Raw genomic sequence first — 20,335 nt, 5'->3', positions numbered from 1 at the left:
CTGCGATGTTTACGCAGTAAACTCGGTCAGGAATCTGTTGGAAATTTTCAATAGATTATCAACTGAGTTTCTTTCAGAAACATCGCAGGGGCAAGCCCGAAGATGACATGATTGATATTATAATTGGAGAATATTTATGGAAAAAGATTTGATTCGCATTGATAAATGTCAGATAAGAAAAGGCGGTTCTGTTTTGATTCCGCAGATTGACTGGACAATGAAAGAAGGAGAAGCTTGGCTTGTTACAGGTCCTAATGGCGGCGGAAAGGCTGACTTTATAAAGGCGTTGTCTGGCTTTCTGGAATTCTACCCGGAGCAAGGCGGTTCATTTTATTCTGAATTCGCCAAAAGCACTGCTGTAGTTTCACTTGAAGAAGCTGCAAAATTAATAGAAGAAGAACGCGAGCGGGACGAAAGTGAATATTTGGACAAAATCGACATAGGAAGAACCGGCCGTGAATACATTTATGAAGTTATTGGCGGCGCAAAAAGAAAATCTGAACCCCTTGCAAAAGACGCATACAAACTTGAAACATTTCCGCAGATAAAACTTTGCGGCGTGGAAAAAATCCTTGACCGTGGACTGCGCTTTATGTCTACAGGGGAAATAAGACGCACGCTTTTGTGCCGTTCACTTTTGTCTGGAGCCAAGCTGCTTATTTTGAGCGACCCTTTTGCGGGGCTGGATGTCGAATCTCGTTCAATTCTTATGGAATTTTTCAATATGATTCTAAAGCGGCAGACTGAAAATTCTGGAACAGATTTTCCGCGCATAATTTTGTGCATGGAGCGGTTTACTGAAATTCCTGAAGAAATAAACCGCGTGCTTGAGTTTTCAGATAAAAAAATTTCCTTCTGCGCAAGCCGTTCTGAATACGAAAATCTCCTTGAAATTCGAAACACAGAAAAAAAATCCGTCCGCGAAAAAGAAAGGCAGGAATTTCTTTGCGAACTAAAAAGAATCCGCAGTGAAAGCAATTTCGCCTTGGAAACAGAAGAATTTTCTGAAGTGCCAGAAAGCCTTATAAAGTTTGAGGATGTGAATGTTGGCTGGGACGAACATAAGGTTCTTGTAAACTTAAACTGGGAAGTTAAAAAAGGCGAGCATTTTCTTGTGAGAGGACCAAACGGCTCTGGAAAAACCACAATCATGGAGCTTATAACAGGCGACAATATGCAAGTGTTCCGTGAAAAAGTCTATCTGTTTGGAAGCAGGCGCGGTTCAGGCGAGTCAATCTGGGACATAAAGAAGCACCTTGGAATTGTAAGCTACAGGCTTCATGTGGAGTACAGAATGGTTGGCGGAACTGACTTGCAAAGCGTGATTATAAGCGGATTCAAGGACAGCATTGGACTTTACGAGCCTGCCACGGATTTTGAACTTGCAATGGCAAATGCTTGGCTTAAACTTGCAGGATTTTCTGGACGCGAAAAGGAATCGTTTGGCTCTTTAAGTTACGGAGAGCAGCGCGCAATTTTGATTCTTAGAGCCGCCGTAAAGTCTCCTCGTGTTCTTATTCTTGACGAGCCGTGCCATGGACTGGACGAAAACTACCGCGGAAAAATCCTAGACTTACTAGAAACCGTCGCAGAAACAGGAACAACAACGCTTCTGCACGTAACCCACGAGCCTTCGGAAGTTCTTGCCTGCGAAAAAAACATTCTGGAACTTTGTCCCGGCCAAACTCCAATGTATAAGATTTTGCACAGATAGGAAAGTTGAATCCGTCATGCAAAAAATGAACGATCTAAAACAACTTGTCATGGATATGTCTAATAAGTCTAACTGTCATTGCCGTACTTGATACGGCAATCTATTTGTTGTTTTGCAAGGGGTGCTGACATGTACACGCAAGGGGGCCTTGCAAGCACAGAACAGGAGTGTTGACATGTGCTTGCAATCATCGTAATGAAATTATTTATTCCTCAGCAACATTCGTATCAGTGCAGTAATCTGCTGATATATACATTGAGTTTCCGCTTAGGCATACATTTCTGAATTTTATGTTCTCTAAATCCACGATGGAATCGATTGCGAAATTATAAAGGTTTACATTTACAACTCTGTTATGTGCAAAAAGTTTTCCTGATTTGCCTGTGGTTTTGTTTGGAAGAACAAAGTTTGCGCCGCAGTCTGCAATTGCAAGTTCTTTTGGTTTTATGGCTACGAATCTGCGCGGACCGTAAAATTTTTGGTTGTTTTCTTTAAGTTTTGGAATGTATGCTTCAAGAGAACCTATTGGGCTTCCTGCTGCGTTTTGAGGATTTCCAACGGAATTTATTGTTCTCATGGAATTTGTCCAGCCCAAAATGTCTTCTACTTCAAACCCATAATCTGTACCTGCAATCTTTAAAAGCGCGCCACGGCTGTAAACTTTACAGTCATGAAAATTATAGAAAGTGTCATCAGAACCTGTTGCGGAATTTCCTACATTTGAAACCAACGCATAAACATAACCATCGTACAAAATGGCTATGTCGTTGATTGTGCCTGCAACGCCCATTTGCTCTGTGGACTGTGCTGCTCCTATTATATCTATAAAAAAATTTGAATCATCGATATTCGTGATTGTTCCACGCTGAAGGTACGATGAGCCGTTTTTTGTGTATGCAAAATAAATATCGCTGCCCTGAATTGCAAAAGCTGTATAAGTTGCCCCGGAAACAGAAAATTGTGTGGAATATAAAGAAGTCACTGATGAAATTCTAGAAATAAAGTTTGTTGAAGGTTCTGTTATTTGTAAAAGTTTTAGTTCGCCACTAGAAGAATCATATCCGCCTATCCATAGAGAATCTGTGCTATCATCAAAATACAAAGGGTCTTTTACGGATGTGCTACTAAATTGAATGTTATAAGGTCCTGAGCCTTTCCCCTTATAGTAGATAAAATTTGTTCTATTGAATTGGCTATCAGCGTTTTCTATATAATAGTTATAATATGCATAAAAAGATTCTGCAAATCCTAGTATAGTCGAATTTCCAGGTTTGTTTGAGGTAACGGAATCAATGTTATTTATAGTTAGATCACTTGTTATAGAGTCAAATCGATTGTAATAATATTTAGAATTATAAACATCCCATAAATAATATTTTTGATAATTAATTACATCTCTGTTGCTGTCCAGTATCATCAAAATTGTTTTTTCTGCTGTTTCTCCGGCTATAACTTTTACTTCTGTGCTTCCGCTTCCTATGCGTATTCCGTCTGAATCAAATGCTTCGGCTTTTACCGTGTATGTGGCAGGCTCAAGTTCATCAAATGTAATTACCCCCCAATTCTGCGGTCTGCGAGTCGACAGTTTCTCCGTCAAGAATTATGCTTACTTTGTAAGATGCGGCATTGTCCTTGGAAAAACTGTAAAGTCCGCGTTCTCCTCCCGGAACTGTTATGCGGATTGCGCCTTCTTTGCTATTTGAGCCGCTCATGTTCATGCAAGACGCAAGGGCAAGAATCAGCGCCGGCAAAAATGCAAATGAAAATTTCTTAATGTTCATAAAATTCTCCTGTGTTTGATTTCACTTTCTATATTTCACTGCTGAACGGTTCAGCGTGAACACATTTCATGTTTTTTTCAAGCTGCTCTGCGGAACTTGCGCCAACCAGCACGCTTGTAACGCCTTTCTGGTTAAGAATCCAGGACAACGCCATTTCTGCAAGAGTTTCGTTGCGTTTGCCTGCCTGTGCGTTCCATGACTTTAGTTTTTCCAGAAGTTCTGGAGTCAAGTCTTTGCTTTTTAGAAAATGCTCTTTTGCCATTCTGCTGTCAGAAGGAATTCCGTTAAGGTATCGGTCTGTAAGCAAGCCTTGCGCCAATGGAGAAAATGAAATAAATCCAATTCCATGCTCTGCGCAGTAGTCAAGAATGCCTTCCTCTTGAGGTGAACGGTCAAGAAGATTCAGCCTGCCCTGATAAATAAGAAGCGGAACATCCCGTTCTCGAAGATAGTTGTCGGCGAATTTTAATGCTTCAAGCGGCCAGCGGCTTAAACCCAGATAAAGGGCTTTTCCTTGCTTTACAATGTCCACCATTGCCTGCAAAGTTTCTTCCAAAGGAGTGTTCGGATCGTAGCGGTGGCTGTAAAATAAATCTACATAGTCAAGATTCATGCGCTTTAAACTTTGGTCAAGACTTGCGGTAAGATATTTGCGCGAGCCCCAGTTGCCATAAGGACCTTCCCACATATCATAGCCAGCTTTTGTTGAAATAAAAAGCTCGTCGCGGTAAGGACGGAAGTCATCTTCAATAAGACGCCCCATTGTTTCTTCTGCGCTGCCGTAAGGTGGTCCGTAGTTATTTGCAAGGTCAAAATGATTTATTCCATGGTCAAACGCAAAATGTGTAATTTTCCGGCTTCGTTCATAAGAATCGTTTCCGCCGAAGTTGTGCCAAAATCCTAGGCTTACTTTGGGCAAGAGAATTCCGCTTTTTCCGCATCGATTATATAAAGATTGAAAGTCATCATAGCGGTGAGTGTCTGCTGTGTAGATTCCTTTTAAGTCCATGTGCATCTCCTTTTATACATTATAATGGGTTGTTTTGGAATTTCCACTTTTTTTACAGATTTTATAAAAAAAGCTGCCCTTTGAAGTTTTCTTCACTTGGACAGCTTGTATAAAGTAAAAGATTTTAAGCTAGCTTAGCAGATTACAACAGAATTGTCTGTGTGGGAGAATGGAGCAGGAATGTACTTGTCTGCCGCCCAGTCGTTTTCCCAGTGTTTTCCGTCAAGAAGATAGCGGAACTGATATTCTTTTCCAGCTTCAAGAGGGATTTTTACAGAGAAAGAACCGTCTTTGCCTTTTTTCAACGGAGTTTCTGTGCTGCTCCAGCTGTTAAAGTCTCCTGCGATTGAAACTTTTTCTGCACCGTGTGCTGCTTCCTGAGAAACAGAAAAAGTTACGTTACAAGTTTTCTTGTCTTTGGAATAAGACTTTTTCAGTGACATTTCATGTCTCCTTATTATAAAAACAATTTGATAAAAAACAACAGTTGCCGGATAGAAAATAACGCATATATATGCATTGTTTTCGCTCCTTTGCCATATTCATATATTATATAATATTTCAAATGTAATCAAGGGCATGTATAAAAACGTTTCGATTTATGAGGAGGGGGGGGGAAATATATTGAAATTCAGAGTAAAATAGAAAAGCACTTTGTTTTTTATTGCGATGTACGCTATAATGTACATAAACGGAGGTTTGTATGAATGCAATTACAGCGACAAAAGCAAGGGAAAATCTCTTTAAAATAATGGCGTTTGTTAATGACAATTCACAGCCTTTGACTCTTACAAATTCAAAAGGAAAAAACGCAGTTCTTATAGGAGAGGACGACTGGAATGCTATTCAAGAAACAATGTACTTGAATTCAGTTCCGGGAATGGCAGAGTCATTAATAAAGGGAAAAAATGCTCCTTTAAAAGATTGTCTTTCTGAAGATGAAGTTGATTGGTAGAAATGTATCTCATAAAATATGGCAGACAAGCAGCAAAAGATATAAAGAACCTAAAATCAGCAAAGCTTGATGTCAAGGCAAAATACTTAATTGAAATTTTACGAAAAAATCCGCTTGAGCCGCCTTATGAAGAACTTATTGGAAATTTATCAGGATTGTATTCAAGGCGAATTAATATTCAGCATAGATTGGTCTATGAAATTTTTAATGAGGAAGTTACAGTTGACAATGTGAAATACGAAGGAATAGTAAAGATAATCCGTATGTGGACACATTACGAAAAAGTGAAGTAGATTTTATTTGACAAGGACTAATAAATGAGAAAGAAAGTTATTATATTTATACTTTTGGGTATGATTTTTAGCCTGTTTGCTAAAGAGCAAATAGGGGTATGTGATAAAAGTGTTTATAATGTTGGCATTATTCAAAACAATATTCCGATATGCTTTTATTACGAAGATAAACAAGGCTTAATATCAGCAGTAAAAAAATATTATGTTAGAATTGGAAATAATAATTTTGGTCCGTATGATTCAATTGACTCTTGGTTATTTACTTCTGAAAAAATAATATATACTGCAAAAATTGAGAATGAAGCTTGTTTATTTATAAACGGTGCTTGTTTAGAGCATTATAAAAGTATAAGTAACTTTTTTATTGCTGATGATAAAGAAACATTGAGCTATGCTTTTGAAACTGATGCAGGGGGTTTATCTAAAATGTAAAGATAAAGAAATAGGTCCATTTGAACAATTAAAGTATTTCCTTGTTTCAAATGATAAAATTATATCTTATGTGGCAAAAGAAAAATCTAAATTTTATATATATACTGAACAAAATAAATACGGACCATTTGATGATGTGACTGACTGTAAATATCAACAAGAAAAAGCTTATGCATATAGAGTTGAAAAGAACAAAAAAGAATATGTATATACTAAAGATGGTTTATTAGCAGGTCCTTTTGATAGTTTGTATATTGGAAATTTTTCTTCTGATGGAAAAAAATTAGCTTATGAAGCTCATAGTCATAATAAAAATAACAGAAATGAAACTTTGTGGGTTAATAAAGATAAAGTTTCAGAAGGACTATTAATATCGGATATTGATTTTGTAAATGACAAACTTCTTTACAGTGTTTGCACAAGTCAAGAGGGAAATTATATTTATTATATTTATTTCGGGAGCAAAAAATATGGTCCGTTTGCTCAAGTGGGAGATGTTGCAAGTTCTCCAGATAAAAATATAATTGCTTTTTCTTATTCACATGATTCATCTCCGGATGCAAAATTTTATTTAAGCGTTGGAAATGAGAAAGCCGGTCCTTATGAATATTGTTATCAGATAACTTTTTCACCAAATGGAAAAAAATAGCTTATGTAATAAAGAAAAGTGGTCAATATTATTTTATTTGTAATCAAAATCAATACGGACCTTATGAATCTATAAATGATATTGCTTTTTCAGAAGATGGAGCTTCCTTTGCATATATAACATCAACTGAATATTTTAAAGATGCAATTTTACATATAGGTGATTTTCAAACGGAGATTTATGATTTCATAATTGACTTAAAGTTTTACAATAATAATTTGACATATACAGCTGTGAAGAATGGACTTTATTATAATATGATTATTCTTGATAATAAAGAGTTTGTTGGAAACTATATCAATGGAAATTTAATATACATAAAAGATGGAAAAATTATAAAGGAATAAAATAGTGTGGCATGATTTTTTTGTTGATTTTTGATTACTTTATTGCTATATTAGAAGTGTAGACAACAAGTGTGTTTGCATGAGCGGTGAAGTAAGGTGTTGTGCCGACAAGCAGTGCCTTATCAGTTCCATAAGGGTTTGACATTTACCGCCAGTCGGCTAGATTGCTAACAATCAAAAGAAAATGTCTTTGTTTTATAACCTGCTTTATTATAAAGCAGGTTTTTTTTCAGGTCTGTTTTGATAGTATTTCTCATAGTTAAAAAATCAATATTATAAATTTTTCCAACACTCGAAATTCAAGATATAAAAAAAACAACATTAGCGTACTAATTGGCACTTTATTGCTGTAGTAATTGCGCTGATAGCATTTAGAAGTTTAAAGCGCAAAAGAATTACTTGCTTGTTTTTTTGCTTTTGATTATATTGTTGTGAACAAATTATCCGCTGATTTATCCAAATTGCAGGCGGAACAGTTTTCTTGTGGAACTGAAACTTGCTAAACAGGAGGCTCTAAAAATGAGCGCTGTCTTATCAAAAAATCACTATTTATTTACTTCGGAATCCGTGGGGGAAGGACACCCGGATAAAGTTTGCGACCAGATTTCAGATGGTATTCTTGATGAATGTCTACGTCAGGATCCAGAAAGCCATGTTGCTTGCGAAACTTTTGCTTCCCAGGCTCTTATTCTTGTAGGTGGCGAGCTTTCTACAAATGCCCAGGTTGATGTTCAGAAAGTTGCGCATGATGTTGTTCAAAGAATTGGCTACACAAATCCGGACTATGGCTTGGACTGCAATTCCATGGCTGTTCTTAATATGATTCATTCCCAGTCATCGGATATAAATCAGGGAGTTGTAGGAAAAGGCCTTGATGAATACAAAGGACAGCAGGGCGCAGGAGATCAGGGAATGATGTTCGGTTTTGCCTGCAAGGAAACAGCGGAACTTATGCCTGCTCCGATTATGTTTGCCCATAAGCTTATGAGAAAATCCGCAGAGCTAAGAAAAAGCGGCGAAGTCAAATGGATGCGCCCGGATTCAAAGAGCCAGGTTACAATTGAATATGAAGGCCATCGTCCTGTAAGAATCGATACTGTTGTTATAAGTCAGCAGCACGATGCGGGAATCAGCTATGATGAAATAAAATCTACGGTAACGGAAAAAATAATAAAGCCAGTTCTTGAGCCAGCAGGGCTTTTGGATTCCAAAACAAAGTATTTTATAAATCCTACAGGCCAGTTTGTAATCGGCGGTCCTGTTGGAGACACTGGACTTACAGGCAGAAAAATAATTGTTGACACTTACGGCGGAATGGGACGACACGGAGGCGGAGCTTTCAGTGGAAAAGACCCTAGCAAGGTTGACCGCTCTGGAGCATACATGGCGCGCTACATTGCCAAGAACATTGTTGCCGCTGGTTTGGCGGAACGTTGCGAAGTTCAGCTTGCTTATGCAATTGGAGTTCCGTTCCCTGTTTCTGTTTTGGTTGAAACTTTTGGAACTGGAATTGTTCCTGACTTTCAGATTGCGGACGCTGTAAAAAAAGTGTTTGACTGCACTCCGGCCGGAATAACAAAGACACTCAACCTTAAGCGTCCTATTTATTCCAAGACAGCTTCTTACGGTCACTTTGGAAATTCAGAGTTTCCGTGGGAACAGACAGACAAAGCCGCTCTCCTAAAGAAAGAGTTCTAGCTTGAAACTTTTAACTCCGCAGCAGATTTCACAGGTCTTTCTGCGGTTTCAAAAACTGAATCCGTCTCCAGAAACTGAGCTTGTTGCTCCTAATGCTTTTTGCCTTTTGGTTAGCGTTGTTCTTTCTGCGCAGACTACAGACAAAGCCGTGAACAAAGCAACCGAACCGCTTTATAAAGTTGCCTATACGCCGGAACTTATGCTTGCTCTTGGTGAAGAAAAAATAAGGGGCTTTATAAAGTCAATCGGGCTTTACAAGAACAAGGCAAAACATGTTGTGGGCTTGAGCAAAATGCTTGTAGAAAAATTCAATTCGCAAATTCCAGACAACAGGGAAGACTTGGAATCTTTGCCGGGCGTTGGAAGAAAAACTGCGAATGTTATTCTAAATGTTGTCTACAACAAGCCCACAATGCCTGTGGACACACATCTTCTTAGAATCTGCCCCAAGATTGGACTTGCCAAAGGCTCAACTCCACTTGAAGTTGAACGCTCCTTGCTTGAGCGCATTCCAGCTGAATTTATGATGCACGCCCATCACTGGCTTATATTGCACGGACGTTATATTTGCACGGCGCGGAATCCTAAATGCGCGGAATGCCCGATAAACGACTTGTGCCTTCACAATGGAAACTTTACCAAGTAAGTCCAATTCCTGCTGTGTATGAACCGAACTTTTCTGTTTCCTCGTCTTTTACAGAAGTGTTTACATTGTTGCTCCAGTTGTAATTATACTCAAGATTCAGCATGAATTTTCCAAGTTTAAAGTCTATGCCGGCTCCGGTTTTAAAAACAACGTGGTCATCTGTGCGCGCGTAAATGGAAGTCTGACCGTAAGGCCGCAGGTGAGTTCCAAGGTTTAAGTTTATTCCAAGAATTCCGCCGAAAGAATAGACAGGAACATCATCGTTGAGCGAAGTCAAGTCTATTCCGGCTGAAATTCCTGCAAAGATAAATTTTCCAAGGCCGAGCGTAAGAGTTCCGTACATATTGTCGAGCTTGTACGAAGTAAAGTCCGTGCTTGAAAAATCGATGTTGTCTGTGGAAGTTTCCGCGCTTACGTAAAATGTCCGCCTTCCTTTTTGTTCGGTGAATATTATGTCTTTTTTCTTTGCTTTTTCCGTGGAAGAATTTTTGCTTTCATCCTTAAGAAGTTTTTTTATGCGCGCGTTGTTTTTTTCAATCTGCTTTTCTGTTCTGAATTCCTTTTCTTCCGCAAATGTAAAAAAGTCCTTGTTTTGAGCTTCATCGATTGTAATTATTGCTCGCGGGCGTTTTGAATTCTTGTAGATTTTTAAAGCGACCGGCTCAAATCTGTATTCGCTTGCTCCCTGCCAGTGCGTAAGTTTAAATGTAAGTTCCGCATAGAAGAATTTTTCCCCGGAACGGATTCTGTTTTCGTAGTCGTTTATGTAATATTCATAGTCGCGCCGCTGGTATTCAGTCATTTCAGGCTCTGGAACGTATTTTTTTTCCATTGCATCAGAATACATGATGTCCACGCTGCGCTCGTAGCTTATTTTTCCGTCTAAGAAAAGCCATTGGATTTCTGTGGGCCATTTCGTTTCTACAAGGCTGTATTCTCCTATGGAAAATTCCATTTCGCCGTTAAGCGAATTTACGGTGTATTCATCTTCTTCAAGAACCTGATAAAGAAGGTTAAGAGCATCCATTTCCTCGTCAGAAAAAAATCCGTTCGGGCTTGAGCTTAGGATTCCGCTTTTAAATTCTTCAATGGCAGCAAGCCTGTCCTGCGCATCCGTCAATGTGGCGGCAAAAATTCCTGCGGAAGATATTAAAACTGCGGCGAATCCCAAAAGACTTTTCATTTGAACAAAACCTTGTGTCATTATAGTGCATTGCGCGTTTTTTTTCCTAGTGGAACTTTCGATGGAATGTTAAATTTGCATAAATATGCAGGAATGAATGATATTTTTCAAGAATATTGTATATTCCTGAAGGTTTTGTATAAATATTGAAGAATAGAAGATATTCCAGAGTTTTTATGCATATTCTTCAGGAAAATTCCATATTCTTGAGTTTTTTGACGAATTCCAGGTGGAAAATACAATATTCCTTAAGTTTTTTAACAAATTCCAGAAGAAAATCAAATATTCCAGACAAAAATAAAATTTTCCTGAATTTATTTGTTATTGTTAGATTTTATTTTGTTTTTATGAAGTGTGTTCTGTTCAAAAGGCAGAAAAATCGCTAGAATAATGCCATGTGTGGAATTGTAGGATATATCGGCAATAAAAATGCTACACCGGTTTTGGTGAATGCGCTTAAAAAACTTGAGTACCGCGGATATGACAGCGCGGGAATCGCAGTGTTTAACGGCCAGGACATTTTGGTGCGCAAGGTAAAAGGCGCGCTTAAAGCTCTTGAAGAAAAAATCGCGAAGGAAACTATCGAAGGTTCTCTTGGAATCGGGCATACAAGATGGGCGACCCACGGCGAGCCTAGCGACATAAACGCCCATCCGCATCTTAACGAAAGCGGAACAATCGCTGTTGTTCACAACGGGATTATCGAGAACTTTGCAAAGCTCAAGGCGTGGCTTCAGAGCGAAGGCGTTGTTTTTAAGAGTGACACAGACACAGAAGTCATTGCTCATCTTATAAACTATTACTATGAAGATTCTCTTGATATTTTTGAAGCTGTAAAGGCGGCTGTAAACCGCTTGGAAGGCAGCTATGCTCTTGGAGTTTTGTGCAAGGACTTTCCGGACAGAATCATTGCCGCAAGAAAGGAATGCCCGCTCATTGTAGGCCTTGGCAAAGGTGAAAACTTTATTGCAAGCGATGTTCCTGCTGTTCTTGAGTACACCCGCGATGTCTACTTCCTTGACCAAAAAGAAATTGCTGTGCTTTACAAAGACCACGTTGATCTTTTTGATGAAGACGGAAACCGCATAATAAAGCAGCCGTTCCATGTTGACTGGGATATTTCTTCCGCGGAAAAAGGCGGATATGAGCATTTTATGCTTAAAGAAATCCACGAGCAGCCAAAAGTTCTTACAGACACAATGAGACCGCGTCTTGTTTTTGAAGGCGGAGTTCCTGTTGACATAAAATTCGATGAGCTTTGCTTTGATGAAAAATGGAAGGAAGCTAAGCGCATTGTGATTGTCGCCTGCGGAACTGCATATCATGCCGGAGTTGTGGCAAAGTATGTTTTTGAGCAGCTTGCACGCGTTCCTGTTGTAGTTGATGTTGCAAGCGAATTCCGCTATAGAAATCCTATTTTGTGCAAGGATGATATTTTTATTGTAATAAGCCAGTCCGGGGAAACTGCCGACACTTTGGCTGCATTGCGCCTTGCCAAGCAAAATGGTGTTCACGTTACGGCGATTACAAACTGTGTGGGTTCAACTGTAAGCCGCGAAGCTGACGACGTTGTCTATACTTGGGCAGGTCCTGAAATTGCGGTCGCTTCTACTAAGGCGTACACAACTCAGCTTATGTGCCTTTCTATGCTTGCCTTGAAAGCTGCCTTTATAAAGGGAACAATTTACGCTTCTGATTATAAAAAATATCTTTGCGAACTGAATTCTATTCCGGAGAAAGTTCAGCAGATTCTTGAAGACAAGGCTTCTATCCAGAGATTTGTTTCCAAGAACTACAATAAACAGAAGGTGTTCTTTATTGGCCGCCAGTACGACAGCGCGACAAGTCTTGAGTGCGCTCTTAAGCTTAAGGAAGTAAGCTATATGCACAGCGAGGCTTTTGCGGCAGGTGAGCTTAAGCACGGACCGATTGCGCTTATAGACACGGATACTCTTGTTGTTGCGACAGCCACGGTTCCTGAGCTTTACGAAAAGCTTGCAAGCAATATTATTGAAGTTAAGAGCCGCGGAGCTTCTACTTTTGTTATTACGCAGGATGATTCCGGGGCGTTTGATTCTTCCGCAGATGAGATTGTAAAAATTCCTTCTACGGAAAGTTTCTTTGAACCGATGCTTGCAATAATTCCGGCGCAGCTTTTTGCTTACTATTGCGCAGTCCACAGGGGAAACGACCCAGACAAACCGCGCAACCTTGCAAAGTCTGTTACTGTTGAATAAAAACACAAAAAAGAAGAGCCTTTCGCCAAAGCAGCGAAAGGCTCTTCTTTCTCGTAAACTGTTTTTACCTAGCAGCCTTTAAAGTCCTGAACAATGTTTACTGCTGACTTTATTGTACAGCTTGGGAGAATCTTTGCGGCAAGAGTAACAGCTCTGTCTACCACAGCCTGAGAATCTGCCACGCCTTGCAATGTTATAGAGGTTCCCTCGTCATCAATAACTGCGCGCAGGAAATTTATATTCAGCTTGTATTCAAAGAGAAGCTTGTTTGTCAGGTCTTGAGCTTTGAGCATGTTTTCAATGCGTTTTTTGCCTAGAGCTTCTTTTTCCGGATCTGAAAAATATTTTACAAAGTTTACAATCTGCTTTACGACTTCTTCAGGTTCAAGAATTCCTGTGTTTATTGTGAGCATATAGTGGCTTGCGTCTTCATTGTCTACATTAAAGAAGCTTTTGTGGAATCCTTTTCTGTTTGCCGCGCTTTCATTTATTCTTGCCATTGCCTGCTTTTCTGTCCAGTTGAATTCTTTTTCAAGGCGCTTGGCTCTTACAGATTCTTTTGCCACGAACCGCAGTGAAATCAAGTTTGGAACGTCTTCAAGTATTACAAATGAACCGCGTCCTATTAAAATGCAGTTTCCTTTGCTTGCCGCTTCCAGAACCGCATACTGCAAATAGTTCAAGTATTCATCGCGTCCTTTTGCGAGGCTTGCGAAAAATCCCGGTTTTATTTCATCATATTTTTGAAGCTTTTCCTTTGGAAATCCCAGTTCTACAATGCGGTTTTCTATCTGCTTGCGAGTTATAAATGTGTAGCCAAGTTTTTTTGCTGCCGCCGCAGCTATTTCGTCTCCAAGAGCTGCCACCTGTCTTGAAATTGCGATGATTGCCATAATGCGCCTCCTGTTTTAAATGTTATTTTTTGATAATTAAATTATAAATCCGTTTTTTGAAATTTGCAATTTTTTATAATGACATCTTTCTTGCTAAAGTTTCAGAATAATTTTAGTATAAAACGCATGGACGATAAAAAACTTATATGGCACGAAAAATCTCGCAAGGAAGTTTTTAAAACTCCCGTTTTTACTGTTACTGAACGGACTAGCGCAAGCCCCGATGGAACAGAAGGAGTTTACATTGTGAATGAGGCACCTGACTGGGTGATTGTAATTCCAGATGACGGGGAAAATTTTCTTATGGTAAGGCAATGGCGGCACGGAGAAAAGTCTTTGAGCGTTGAATTTCCAGGCGGCGTAATAGACAAGGGCGAAGTTCCGCTTGAAGCTGCAAAACGCGAACTTTTGGAAGAAACCGGTGCAACTGCAAAAAAAATGACTTTCCTTGGCTCGATGAATCCTAATCCAGCTTTGTTTGCAAACCACGTGCATATTTTTCTTGCTGAAGGCTTGGAGTTTTCCGGCAGGCAGGATTTGGATTCTGATGAATATGTAAACTACATGGAAATTCAAAAGTCTGAAGTTATAAAAAAAATGGGCAGCCCCGAATATTGCCATGCTTTGATGGCTTCAGCAGCTGCCCTGTATTTAGCTAGGAATTTTTAGCGCTTCTGGAAAGGCTCGTAGTCTTTGTCCGGGCTGTAAACTCCGTCGCGGTATTCTCCAGAAATTGAAGGAATTTCCATTTTCATTCCCGGACGAATCAAATTTGGGTTCTTTGGGTCTGGAAGGGAATTCTTGTTCGCTTCGTAAAGGTTTTCCCACAAGTAAGGGTTGTTGTAAACATAAGGTCTTCCAGAAATATTCCAGAAGCAGTCTTTGTCTGACTCCCAAGGTTTTACAACATAATATTTTGGAAGCGGTGTAACTTCTTTTATTTCTGCTAAAGCGTCAAGAACCTGCTTTGAATAGCTTGAAGCTGCGTCCCATTCTTCTTTTGCAAATGCGTCTTCTGCCTGTGCAAGAGATTTTGATGCTGAGTCATAAGCAATCGGGAAATTTTCTTTTCCGTTGATGCTTTCAACATATGCGAGCCTGTTTCTTGCAAGATTAAGGTCTTTTTCTGCACTTTCCTTTGAAAGCATGTGGCTTATGTAAGTGTCAGAAAGCTCTGCGTTTTCTTTTGCTTTTGCAGCGTATTCTTCAGCAAGAACATATTCTCCTGCATCCAAAGCTCTTTCTGCTTTCTGTGTGTATTCTTTTGCAAGTTTCTGGTAAGTGTTGTTTGTATAGCTGGCTGCAAAAACTGAAAGTCCCAGAACAGCTGCGATTGTGCAAGCAACTAATTTTTTCATTATTCAGCCTCCTGTGCAGATTCTTCGATAGTTTCTTCGATTTCAACTTCTGAGTTTTCTGCCTTTGTAAAATCATCTGCTTCAAGAAGCTGTGTGTCTGCTTCCTCGATTCCTTCTACCGGCTCGTCTCCAAGAGGTTTTTCCTTATCTGCCCACTGAGCATTTGTTTCGCTTTCCGCAACACGTTTCTTTGCTTCTTCGATTGCCGCCTGAGCCTGTGCCCTTGCTTCGGAAACTTGTGTGTAAAGAGATGCGAAACCTTCTTTTGCCTTTGTGTAGTTTGCAAGCGCGCCTTCTGGATTTCCTGTAACGTAATTTTGATCGCCAGACTTGAAGTTTGCAACAAATTTGTCGTAGTCAGCTTTTCTTGAAACAGAGCATTTTATGCTGTCTGCATTTTTCTTTGCTTTAAAAGCTTCTGTGCGTTCAGCCTGTGCAAGCGATTTGTAAGCTGCTTTAAGAACAAAAGTCATTTTTGCATCTGCGGAAACTGCTTTTTTGTTCCAGTCGCTTCCGTAGTCTTTTGAAGATGCAAGCTCGCTGATAATAGAAGAGCCGTCGTTGTATACATTCTGCGCATAAGAGGCAAATCCGTTTTCATCAATCTTTGCTTTCTTTGCAACTGCGTCTGCATAAGCCTTTAAAGCCTGATAGCGTGCAAGAAGATCTTTTAGTCTTGCAGAAACATCTTCTCCTTGTTCCATTGCGGCTTTTACAGAATTGTATTCTTCTTCTGCTGCGTTAAATGCGTCTGGAGCTGCGTCTTGCGCGCCGGCATTTATTGCGTCTTGCCTTGAAGACTCAATTTTGCTGAGTGTTGCTTCGTTTGATTCTGAATTGTCTTCTGAAATCTGCTCTTGGTCTTGAGATTCTTCTGCTGGGGCTTCAGAAACATTCTCTTCTTGAATCTCTGGCTCTTCTTTTGGCGATGAACCGCATGAGATCAGCGCAAGCGACATGGCTGCAAATGCTGCCAATACAAGTTTACTTTTAATCATTTTTCCTCCATAAAGTAAAAAAACGAAAAGCTTTGTTTGCCTTTTGAATTTCAGTTTTCATAAAAGCGATTTTGCTTACTATCAATATATAATACTAATTGTATTTCGGCAATAAACAGACTGCGCAAAAGACGTAATACGTTTTGTTTTAGAGCAGAATTTACTGATGACAAAAAAGGCAAACGGCATTAATATAAGAGAATAAAAACGCCTGTAACTTTTTGGATTGCGAGCGGTTGTTTCTATAAAAAGTGCGGCACATACTTTATCGGAGGATTTTATGGCAATGTCTGAAAGTTTTACTCCGCCGGATATACAGAAAAACATTGGTGTTCTTTCTACATCAAAATCTGGCTGGAATCTTGAGTTGAATTTTGTGTCTTGGGGCGGGCGTCCTGCAAAATATGATATACGTTCTTGGGATTCCGAGCATGTTAAAATGGGAAAAGGCGTGACTTTCACAAAAGACGAACTTTGTGCTTTAAAGAATCTTCTGAACGGAATGGAAGAACTTAATTAATATTTATTTATAGAGGAAAATATGAAAAAGAAAATTTTGTTTATAATGGTTGGAACAATGGCCGCGTTGTCATTTGCCGCAAGAACTCCAAAAGTAAAGCAGGAAATCGAAACTGTAAAACTTGGAAAATTTGATCCTGTTGAACTTGGTTCTGGAACTTTCAGACTAAGAAAAATTCTTGTTAATGAACTTGAGGCAAAAGATTTTTCTGTTATGCTTTTTCCAAAGAACGGAACCGCCGGAATTGTTTATAAAAATATGCCGAACAAGGAACGCCTTCTTTTAGACAAGGATGCTCGCAAGGCCGTTATCACTTCTTACAATGCATATTTAAAGGATTTTGAAGAAAAAAAACTTGACCGCAGTCAGAAAAAATACAAGGCGACTTATGAATATGCCCGCGCGAAAATTGAGTGGGGACCTTTTCAGTATTCTTCTTATGCCGATCCAAAAATTTCCATGGGATACGTTTTTGTTGGAAAGTCTCCGTATTTCTGCATAAAAATTCCTTCTACAAAGTCAAACCAAAGAAAAGGCGACACTCAAATTGAATACGGCGGAAATCTTTTGTACTTTACAAGAGCGCAGGCAAAGGATTTGGTTGATGCAATAACAGAAGAAGAAATTCAGAGCGCAGTACAATCCCAGATGGTTGTTCTTCCTGCTGATGATGATTATGATGGCGGCGAATACGAAGAGGCTGATTTGCCAGCCGAAGAAGTTCCAGAAGAGAATCTTGATTACGAGGAAAACTAAGAAGCGAAATAGCCCAAGTTTCGAGTTTTAGAAAAATTTGGGCTAAATAAAAAAAATTTTCCTTGAGTAAATACGTTATTTTCCATTGGCAAATAGCTTATTTACCTTAGGAAAATAGTCTATTTACCACAGGTAAATATATTGTTTACCTAGGGTAAATAGACTGTTTACCTGTAAAAAATGCTCTTTTTGATTTATTTTTTTACCTACTTGCTAGTTCCTTAGGCTATATAATAAAAAATCCTTCAGTTTTGCCTGAAGGATTACTTTGCATTTATTAAAACTAAAACTTTGCTTTTCTAAGTCTTACTTTTTCTATGTCTTCGCAGAAAAGCTCGCGCAAATCGTTAAGACCCAAAGCCATCAAAGCCATTCGGTCAATTCCGATTCCCCAAGCAAGAACAGGAACATCAACGCCCATTGCCTTTGTAACTTCCGGTCTGAAAATTCCAGAACCGCCAAGTTCAAACCAGCCAAGCTTAGGATGCTTTATGTGGACTTCAATTGAAGGTTCTGTGAACGGAAAATAGCCCGGCACATATTTTACATCTGTTGCGCCTGCAATTTCCACTGCGAACATTTCAAGGAATCCAAGAAGAGTCTTTAAATTTACTTCTTCTCCAAGAACAATTCCTTCTGTCTGGTAAAAGTCGCTCAAATGAGTTGCGTCAACTTTATCATAGCGGAAACATCTTGCGATTCCAAAGTATTTTCCAGGAATTTCCGCCTTATGAAGCTGGTGCGCAGAAAGAACTGTTCCCTGGCTTCTCATAATCAGGCGGCGTGTAAATTCGTTGTCAAAGTTGTAGTTCCAGCCACGGCTTCCGGTATTTCCGCCGTTTCTGTGGACTGCCGCAACATTTGAAAGGTACGGCTCTTCAATTGATTTTGCGTGCGTCGGATATTTCAATCTGTAAACATCGTGAATGTCGCGAGCCGCATGGAACTGAGGCATAAATAAAGCGTCTCCGTTCCAGAATTCAGTTTCTACAAGCGGACCGTCAAATTCTTGAAATCCGAGAGAACAAAGCTTGTCTTTTACTGATTCTAAAAATTGAACGTAAGGATTTGTGCGGCCTGGAATTATGCGTGCCGGCGGAATTGAAATATTGTATCCGCGGAAAGTTCCTTTTTTCCATTCACCTGAAGCAAGCATTGACGGAGTTATTTCTCCAATTTCATTTCCGGTGATTCCTGAATTTCTAAGAGCATCAGCCACGCCTTTGAATGCTTCTGTAAGTTTATAAATTACAGTTTCGCGCTCAATAGTTTTAAATGGTGTTTCTGAAATTCCGCGTTTCTTTGTAAGTCCGCCCATTATTTCAATTTCGGACTTTGTAAGATTTGCGGCATCAAGCTGGCAGTTTTCAGCTTCGGAAGCTTTTTTTATAAGCGATTTTGCTACAGCGAATCTTTCAGGAAGCGGCTCTCCTGTGTATTCGGCTTTTTTTTCTGCGTTCATGGCAAGAACATTGTCTTTGCTAAGCGAACCGAATGCCGAGCCAACATCTTTGTTTTCAATTCCAAGAGCAGCTGCAATTTCTGGCAGACGTTTTGGACCGTTTTCCTTTAGATAGGAAACAATTCTTTCTTCTGCAAAACCGTCTTTAAAAATCTTGCGGCCAAAATCTGTAAGCTCAAAATATGTGTGCGGAGTTCGGGAAGTTTCTGCCAAAAGTTTTTTTCCGGCAAGCCAGCTGAACGCCTGGTTCGCATGACCTTCCTTGTATCCTAATTCAGTCTGAAGCCTTGTTGAAGTAAGCTCGTCTTTTAAGCTGTAATGAAGAAGAACTTTTGTTTCAAGCGGATGAAGATTTTTAATTAAAGTTTTTAAGTCTGCCAATTTTATATGCACCAAAAAATTCCGGCTGCAAAACCTGTACTGCAAACCGGAGCAAAATGAAAATCACCTAACAGGCAAGTGAAAATAACTGTTTAAAAAATTATTTTGTAAAGATAACTTTTGAAGTGTACGTTGCCATTCTTACGCCCTTGTCATCTTTAAAATATTTTTTTCTGTCTTTCTGTGCGTAAGTATAGTGCTTAAACTGATTTTCTGCGGCGAAATCTTCGTAAACTGCAATTGCAACATTCATTGCTTCGCCTAAATCAAAGCTAGACTGCATGCAAGTATAAGTGAAAATAACTTCGCCAGTGAGCGGTGTAAATTCAAGCTGAAGAGTTACGCTCTTAGCTTTTGGATGCAAGCTAGAATATTTGTCTTCTATAGGAAGAACTTTTGTCTTTGTGTCCGCATAGCTGTTTGCAGCTTCCAGTGGATCTAAAGCCATCTTAGTTTCTAATGATTCTTCCTGCTGTGCAAAAACTGTTCCTGCTGCAAGCATAATTGCTGTTGCCAATATAAATATCTTTTTCATGCGATACCTCCTTTCAAGTAGCGTCAATAGTAAGTATACGGAACTATTCTATCAGTTTCCAAGAAAAAATCAAGGTCAACTTCATAGCGTCCGTTTTTTATGAAAATTCTTGGGTCGCAGATTAAAAGCAAAGTTCCAGAAATTTCCTTGGGTTTGTTTTTTTCCATTGTGCGCCAATATTCTCTTACTGCATTTTTTGCCGCATTGCTGCACGCCTGCTTTATTCCTTCAAATCCGTCTTGAACAGAGGCTGAGCCAGAGCCTTTTACTTTTGGATGAATTATAGAAGTCCATCTTTTGTATTCGAGCTGCTGGGCTGAAGTTCTGTTACAGTAAACCCAGCTTAAGAGTTTTCCGTCCTTAGGAAGTGGATTGTGATATTCAAGGCGATTTATAGAAGAATCAAATTTTCTTACTTCGGAAAATTCCCAGTATTCTTGAACTCCGCGTTTTTTGTCATAAGGCGTGTAGTCAAAATTCCAGCCGTA

General features: G+C 39.4%; 22 protein-coding genes and 1 pseudogene. 12 read left to right on the top strand and 11 right to left on the bottom strand.

Annotated elements, in window-relative coordinates; translation table 11 throughout:
- The first annotated feature begins 136 nt into the window (after positions 1-136).
- Positions 137-1,714: an ATP-binding cassette domain-containing protein gene (locus B4C08_RS08045; RefSeq protein WP_296664311.1), complete on the top strand. Its 1,578-nt coding sequence runs from the start codon at positions 137-139 to the stop codon at positions 1,712-1,714.
- Between the two features lie 205 nt (positions 1,715-1,919).
- Here the strand turns inward: B4C08_RS08045 and B4C08_RS08040 are convergent, their stop codons facing one another.
- From B4C08_RS08040 to B4C08_RS08025, 4 genes are all read right to left on the bottom strand, one after another.
- The gene (locus tag B4C08_RS08040; protein ID WP_296664310.1) at positions 1,920-3,311 is read right to left on the bottom strand and encodes a hypothetical protein; all 1,392 of its coding nucleotides are present in this window, start codon (positions 3,309-3,311) and stop codon (positions 1,920-1,922) included.
- Complete coding sequence (locus B4C08_RS08035; protein ID WP_296664309.1) at positions 3,256-3,495, bottom strand: hypothetical protein; 240 nt, start codon at positions 3,493-3,495, stop codon at positions 3,256-3,258. The genes B4C08_RS08040 and B4C08_RS08035 overlap by 56 nt, the downstream gene beginning before the upstream one ends.
- A gap of 28 nt (positions 3,496-3,523) precedes the next feature.
- On the bottom strand, positions 3,524-4,504 hold the full coding sequence (locus B4C08_RS08030; RefSeq protein ID WP_296664308.1) for an aldo/keto reductase: 981 nt from the start codon (positions 4,502-4,504) through the stop codon (positions 3,524-3,526).
- Between the two features lie 134 nt (positions 4,505-4,638).
- Positions 4,639-4,947, bottom strand: coding sequence for an isoamylase early set domain-containing protein (locus tag B4C08_RS08025; protein ID WP_013702492.1), 309 nt, complete (start codon positions 4,945-4,947; stop codon positions 4,639-4,641).
- A 260-nt stretch (positions 4,948-5,207) separates the two neighbouring features.
- Between B4C08_RS08025 and B4C08_RS08020 the strand changes: the two genes are divergently transcribed.
- The 7 genes from B4C08_RS08020 (at position 5,208) to nth (ending at position 9,524) form a co-directional block, all read left to right on the top strand.
- On the top strand, positions 5,208-5,459 hold the full coding sequence (locus B4C08_RS08020; RefSeq protein WP_296664307.1) for a type II toxin-antitoxin system Phd/YefM family antitoxin: 252 nt from the start codon (positions 5,208-5,210) through the stop codon (positions 5,457-5,459).
- 2 nt (positions 5,460-5,461) lie between these two features.
- The gene (locus B4C08_RS08015; protein WP_296664312.1) at positions 5,462-5,752 is read left to right on the top strand and encodes a Txe/YoeB family addiction module toxin; all 291 of its coding nucleotides are present in this window, start codon (positions 5,462-5,464) and stop codon (positions 5,750-5,752) included.
- 24 nt (positions 5,753-5,776) lie between these two features.
- A complete protein-coding gene (locus tag B4C08_RS08010) occupies positions 5,777-6,184 on the top strand; it encodes a hypothetical protein (RefSeq protein WP_296664306.1) in 408 nt (135 codons plus the stop codon).
- The gene (locus B4C08_RS08005; protein ID WP_296664305.1) at positions 6,144-6,833 is read left to right on the top strand and encodes a hypothetical protein; all 690 of its coding nucleotides are present in this window, start codon (positions 6,144-6,146) and stop codon (positions 6,831-6,833) included. The genes B4C08_RS08010 and B4C08_RS08005 overlap by 41 nt, the downstream gene beginning before the upstream one ends.
- Positions 6,794-7,180 carry a hypothetical protein gene (locus B4C08_RS08000; protein ID WP_296664304.1) on the top strand — a complete coding sequence of 129 codons (387 nt, stop codon included), beginning with the start codon at positions 6,794-6,796 and terminating at the stop codon, positions 7,178-7,180. Before B4C08_RS08005 ends, B4C08_RS08000 begins: the two co-directional genes overlap by 40 nt.
- A 519-nt stretch (positions 7,181-7,699) precedes the next feature.
- On the top strand, positions 7,700-8,878 hold the full coding sequence (gene metK, locus B4C08_RS07995) for a methionine adenosyltransferase (protein ID WP_296664303.1): 1,179 nt from the start codon (positions 7,700-7,702) through the stop codon (positions 8,876-8,878).
- Between the two features lies 1 nt (position 8,879).
- A complete protein-coding gene (gene nth / locus B4C08_RS07990; protein WP_296664302.1) occupies positions 8,880-9,524 on the top strand; it encodes an endonuclease III in 645 nt (214 codons plus the stop codon).
- Here the strand turns inward: nth and B4C08_RS07985 are convergent.
- The gene (locus B4C08_RS07985) at positions 9,514-10,707 is read right to left on the bottom strand and encodes a hypothetical protein (protein WP_296664301.1); all 1,194 of its coding nucleotides are present in this window, start codon (positions 10,705-10,707) and stop codon (positions 9,514-9,516) included. The genes nth and B4C08_RS07985 overlap by 11 nt on opposite strands.
- A gap of 395 nt (positions 10,708-11,102) precedes the next feature.
- Between B4C08_RS07985 and glmS the strand changes: the two genes are divergently transcribed.
- The gene (glmS, locus tag B4C08_RS07980; protein WP_296664300.1) at positions 11,103-12,944 is read left to right on the top strand and encodes a glutamine--fructose-6-phosphate transaminase (isomerizing); all 1,842 of its coding nucleotides are present in this window, start codon (positions 11,103-11,105) and stop codon (positions 12,942-12,944) included.
- A gap of 68 nt (positions 12,945-13,012) precedes the next feature.
- Here the strand turns inward: glmS and B4C08_RS07975 are convergent, their stop codons facing one another.
- The gene (locus B4C08_RS07975; RefSeq protein WP_295799202.1) at positions 13,013-13,837 is read right to left on the bottom strand and encodes an AAA family ATPase; all 825 of its coding nucleotides are present in this window, start codon (positions 13,835-13,837) and stop codon (positions 13,013-13,015) included.
- Positions 13,838-13,963: 126 nt separating this feature from the next.
- On the opposite strand from B4C08_RS07975, the gene B4C08_RS07970 reads away from it, so the two are divergent.
- Positions 13,964-14,506 carry an NUDIX hydrolase gene (locus B4C08_RS07970; protein ID WP_296664299.1) on the top strand — a complete coding sequence of 181 codons (543 nt, stop codon included), beginning with the start codon at positions 13,964-13,966 and terminating at the stop codon, positions 14,504-14,506.
- On the opposite strand, the gene B4C08_RS07965 is transcribed toward B4C08_RS07970, so the two are convergent.
- A complete protein-coding gene (locus tag B4C08_RS07965) occupies positions 14,503-15,195 on the bottom strand; it encodes a LysM peptidoglycan-binding domain-containing protein (protein ID WP_296092341.1) in 693 nt (230 codons plus the stop codon). The two genes, B4C08_RS07970 and B4C08_RS07965, sit on opposite strands and share 4 nt — an antisense overlap.
- Positions 15,195-16,193: a hypothetical protein gene (locus B4C08_RS07960; protein ID WP_296664298.1), complete on the bottom strand. Its 999-nt coding sequence runs from the start codon at positions 16,191-16,193 to the stop codon at positions 15,195-15,197. Before B4C08_RS07960 ends, B4C08_RS07965 begins: the two co-directional genes overlap by 1 nt.
- Positions 16,194-16,473: 280 nt before the next feature.
- Here B4C08_RS07960 and B4C08_RS07955 point away from each other — a divergent pair, with 280 nt between their 5' ends.
- Both B4C08_RS07955 and B4C08_RS07950 read left to right on the top strand, forming a co-directional pair.
- Complete coding sequence (locus B4C08_RS07955; RefSeq protein ID WP_374041747.1) at positions 16,474-16,713, top strand: YdbC family protein; 240 nt, start codon at positions 16,474-16,476, stop codon at positions 16,711-16,713.
- A gap of 21 nt (positions 16,714-16,734) precedes the next feature.
- Entirely contained in the window at positions 16,735-17,469 is a 735-nt protein-coding gene (locus tag B4C08_RS07950; RefSeq protein ID WP_296664297.1) for a hypothetical protein, read from the top strand.
- Between the two features lie 283 nt (positions 17,470-17,752).
- Here the strand turns inward: B4C08_RS07950 and B4C08_RS07945 are convergent, their stop codons facing one another.
- From B4C08_RS07945 to B4C08_RS07935, 3 genes and pseudogenes are all read right to left on the bottom strand, one after another.
- Positions 17,753-19,312: a phenylalanine--tRNA ligase subunit alpha gene (locus tag B4C08_RS07945; protein ID WP_296664296.1), complete on the bottom strand. Its 1,560-nt coding sequence runs from the start codon at positions 19,310-19,312 to the stop codon at positions 17,753-17,755.
- A 100-nt stretch (positions 19,313-19,412) separates the two neighbouring features.
- Positions 19,413-19,847 (bottom strand): hypothetical protein, encoded by a 435-nt coding sequence (locus B4C08_RS07940; RefSeq protein ID WP_295800574.1) that lies wholly within the window; start codon positions 19,845-19,847, stop codon positions 19,413-19,415.
- 23 nt (positions 19,848-19,870) lie between these two features.
- Positions 19,871-20,335 (bottom strand): annotated as a pseudogene (locus tag B4C08_RS07935) (hypothetical protein); the annotation flags it as partial.

The sequence above is a fragment of the Treponema sp. UBA753 genome, from assembly GCF_002297325.1.
In the GTDB taxonomy this organism is placed as follows: domain Bacteria; phylum Spirochaetota; class Spirochaetia; order Treponematales; family Treponemataceae; genus Treponema_D.
This window is presented reverse-complemented; position numbering and strand designations above follow the sequence as displayed.

Excerpts from the sequence above, each read along its gene's own strand:
- B4C08_RS07950 (WP_296664297.1), top strand. The coding sequence starts at position 16,735 with ATGAAAAAGAAAATTTTGTTTATAATGGTTGGAACAATGGCCGCGTTG.
- B4C08_RS07955 (WP_374041747.1), top strand. The coding sequence starts at position 16,474 with ATGGCAATGTCTGAAAGTTTTACTCCGCCGGATATACAGAAAAACATT.
- B4C08_RS08005 (WP_296664305.1), top strand. The coding sequence starts at position 6,144 with ATGCTTTTGAAACTGATGCAGGGGGTTTATCTAAAATGTAAAGATAAA.
- B4C08_RS08020 (WP_296664307.1), top strand. The coding sequence starts at position 5,208 with ATGAATGCAATTACAGCGACAAAAGCAAGGGAAAATCTCTTTAAAATA.
- B4C08_RS07985 (WP_296664301.1), bottom strand. The coding sequence starts at position 10,707 with ATGAAAAGTCTTTTGGGATTCGCCGCAGTTTTAATATCTTCCGCAGGA.
- B4C08_RS08025 (WP_013702492.1), bottom strand. The coding sequence starts at position 4,947 with ATGTCACTGAAAAAGTCTTATTCCAAAGACAAGAAAACTTGTAACGTA.
- B4C08_RS07960 (WP_296664298.1), bottom strand. The coding sequence starts at position 16,193 with ATGATTAAAAGTAAACTTGTATTGGCAGCATTTGCAGCCATGTCGCTT.
- B4C08_RS07965 (WP_296092341.1), bottom strand. The coding sequence starts at position 15,195 with ATGAAAAAATTAGTTGCTTGCACAATCGCAGCTGTTCTGGGACTTTCA.
- B4C08_RS08010 (WP_296664306.1), top strand. The coding sequence starts at position 5,777 with ATGAGAAAGAAAGTTATTATATTTATACTTTTGGGTATGATTTTTAGC.
- B4C08_RS07940 (WP_295800574.1), bottom strand. The coding sequence starts at position 19,847 with ATGAAAAAGATATTTATATTGGCAACAGCAATTATGCTTGCAGCAGGA.
- B4C08_RS08045 (WP_296664311.1), top strand. The coding sequence starts at position 137 with ATGGAAAAAGATTTGATTCGCATTGATAAATGTCAGATAAGAAAAGGC.
- B4C08_RS08035 (WP_296664309.1), bottom strand. The coding sequence starts at position 3,495 with ATGAACATTAAGAAATTTTCATTTGCATTTTTGCCGGCGCTGATTCTT.
- B4C08_RS07975 (WP_295799202.1), bottom strand. The coding sequence starts at position 13,837 with ATGGCAATCATCGCAATTTCAAGACAGGTGGCAGCTCTTGGAGACGAA.
- B4C08_RS08015 (WP_296664312.1), top strand. The coding sequence starts at position 5,462 with ATGTATCTCATAAAATATGGCAGACAAGCAGCAAAAGATATAAAGAAC.
- glmS (WP_296664300.1), top strand. The coding sequence starts at position 11,103 with ATGTGTGGAATTGTAGGATATATCGGCAATAAAAATGCTACACCGGTT.
- B4C08_RS08030 (WP_296664308.1), bottom strand. The coding sequence starts at position 4,504 with ATGGACTTAAAAGGAATCTACACAGCAGACACTCACCGCTATGATGAC.
- metK (WP_296664303.1), top strand. The coding sequence starts at position 7,700 with ATGAGCGCTGTCTTATCAAAAAATCACTATTTATTTACTTCGGAATCC.
- B4C08_RS07970 (WP_296664299.1), top strand. The coding sequence starts at position 13,964 with ATGGACGATAAAAAACTTATATGGCACGAAAAATCTCGCAAGGAAGTT.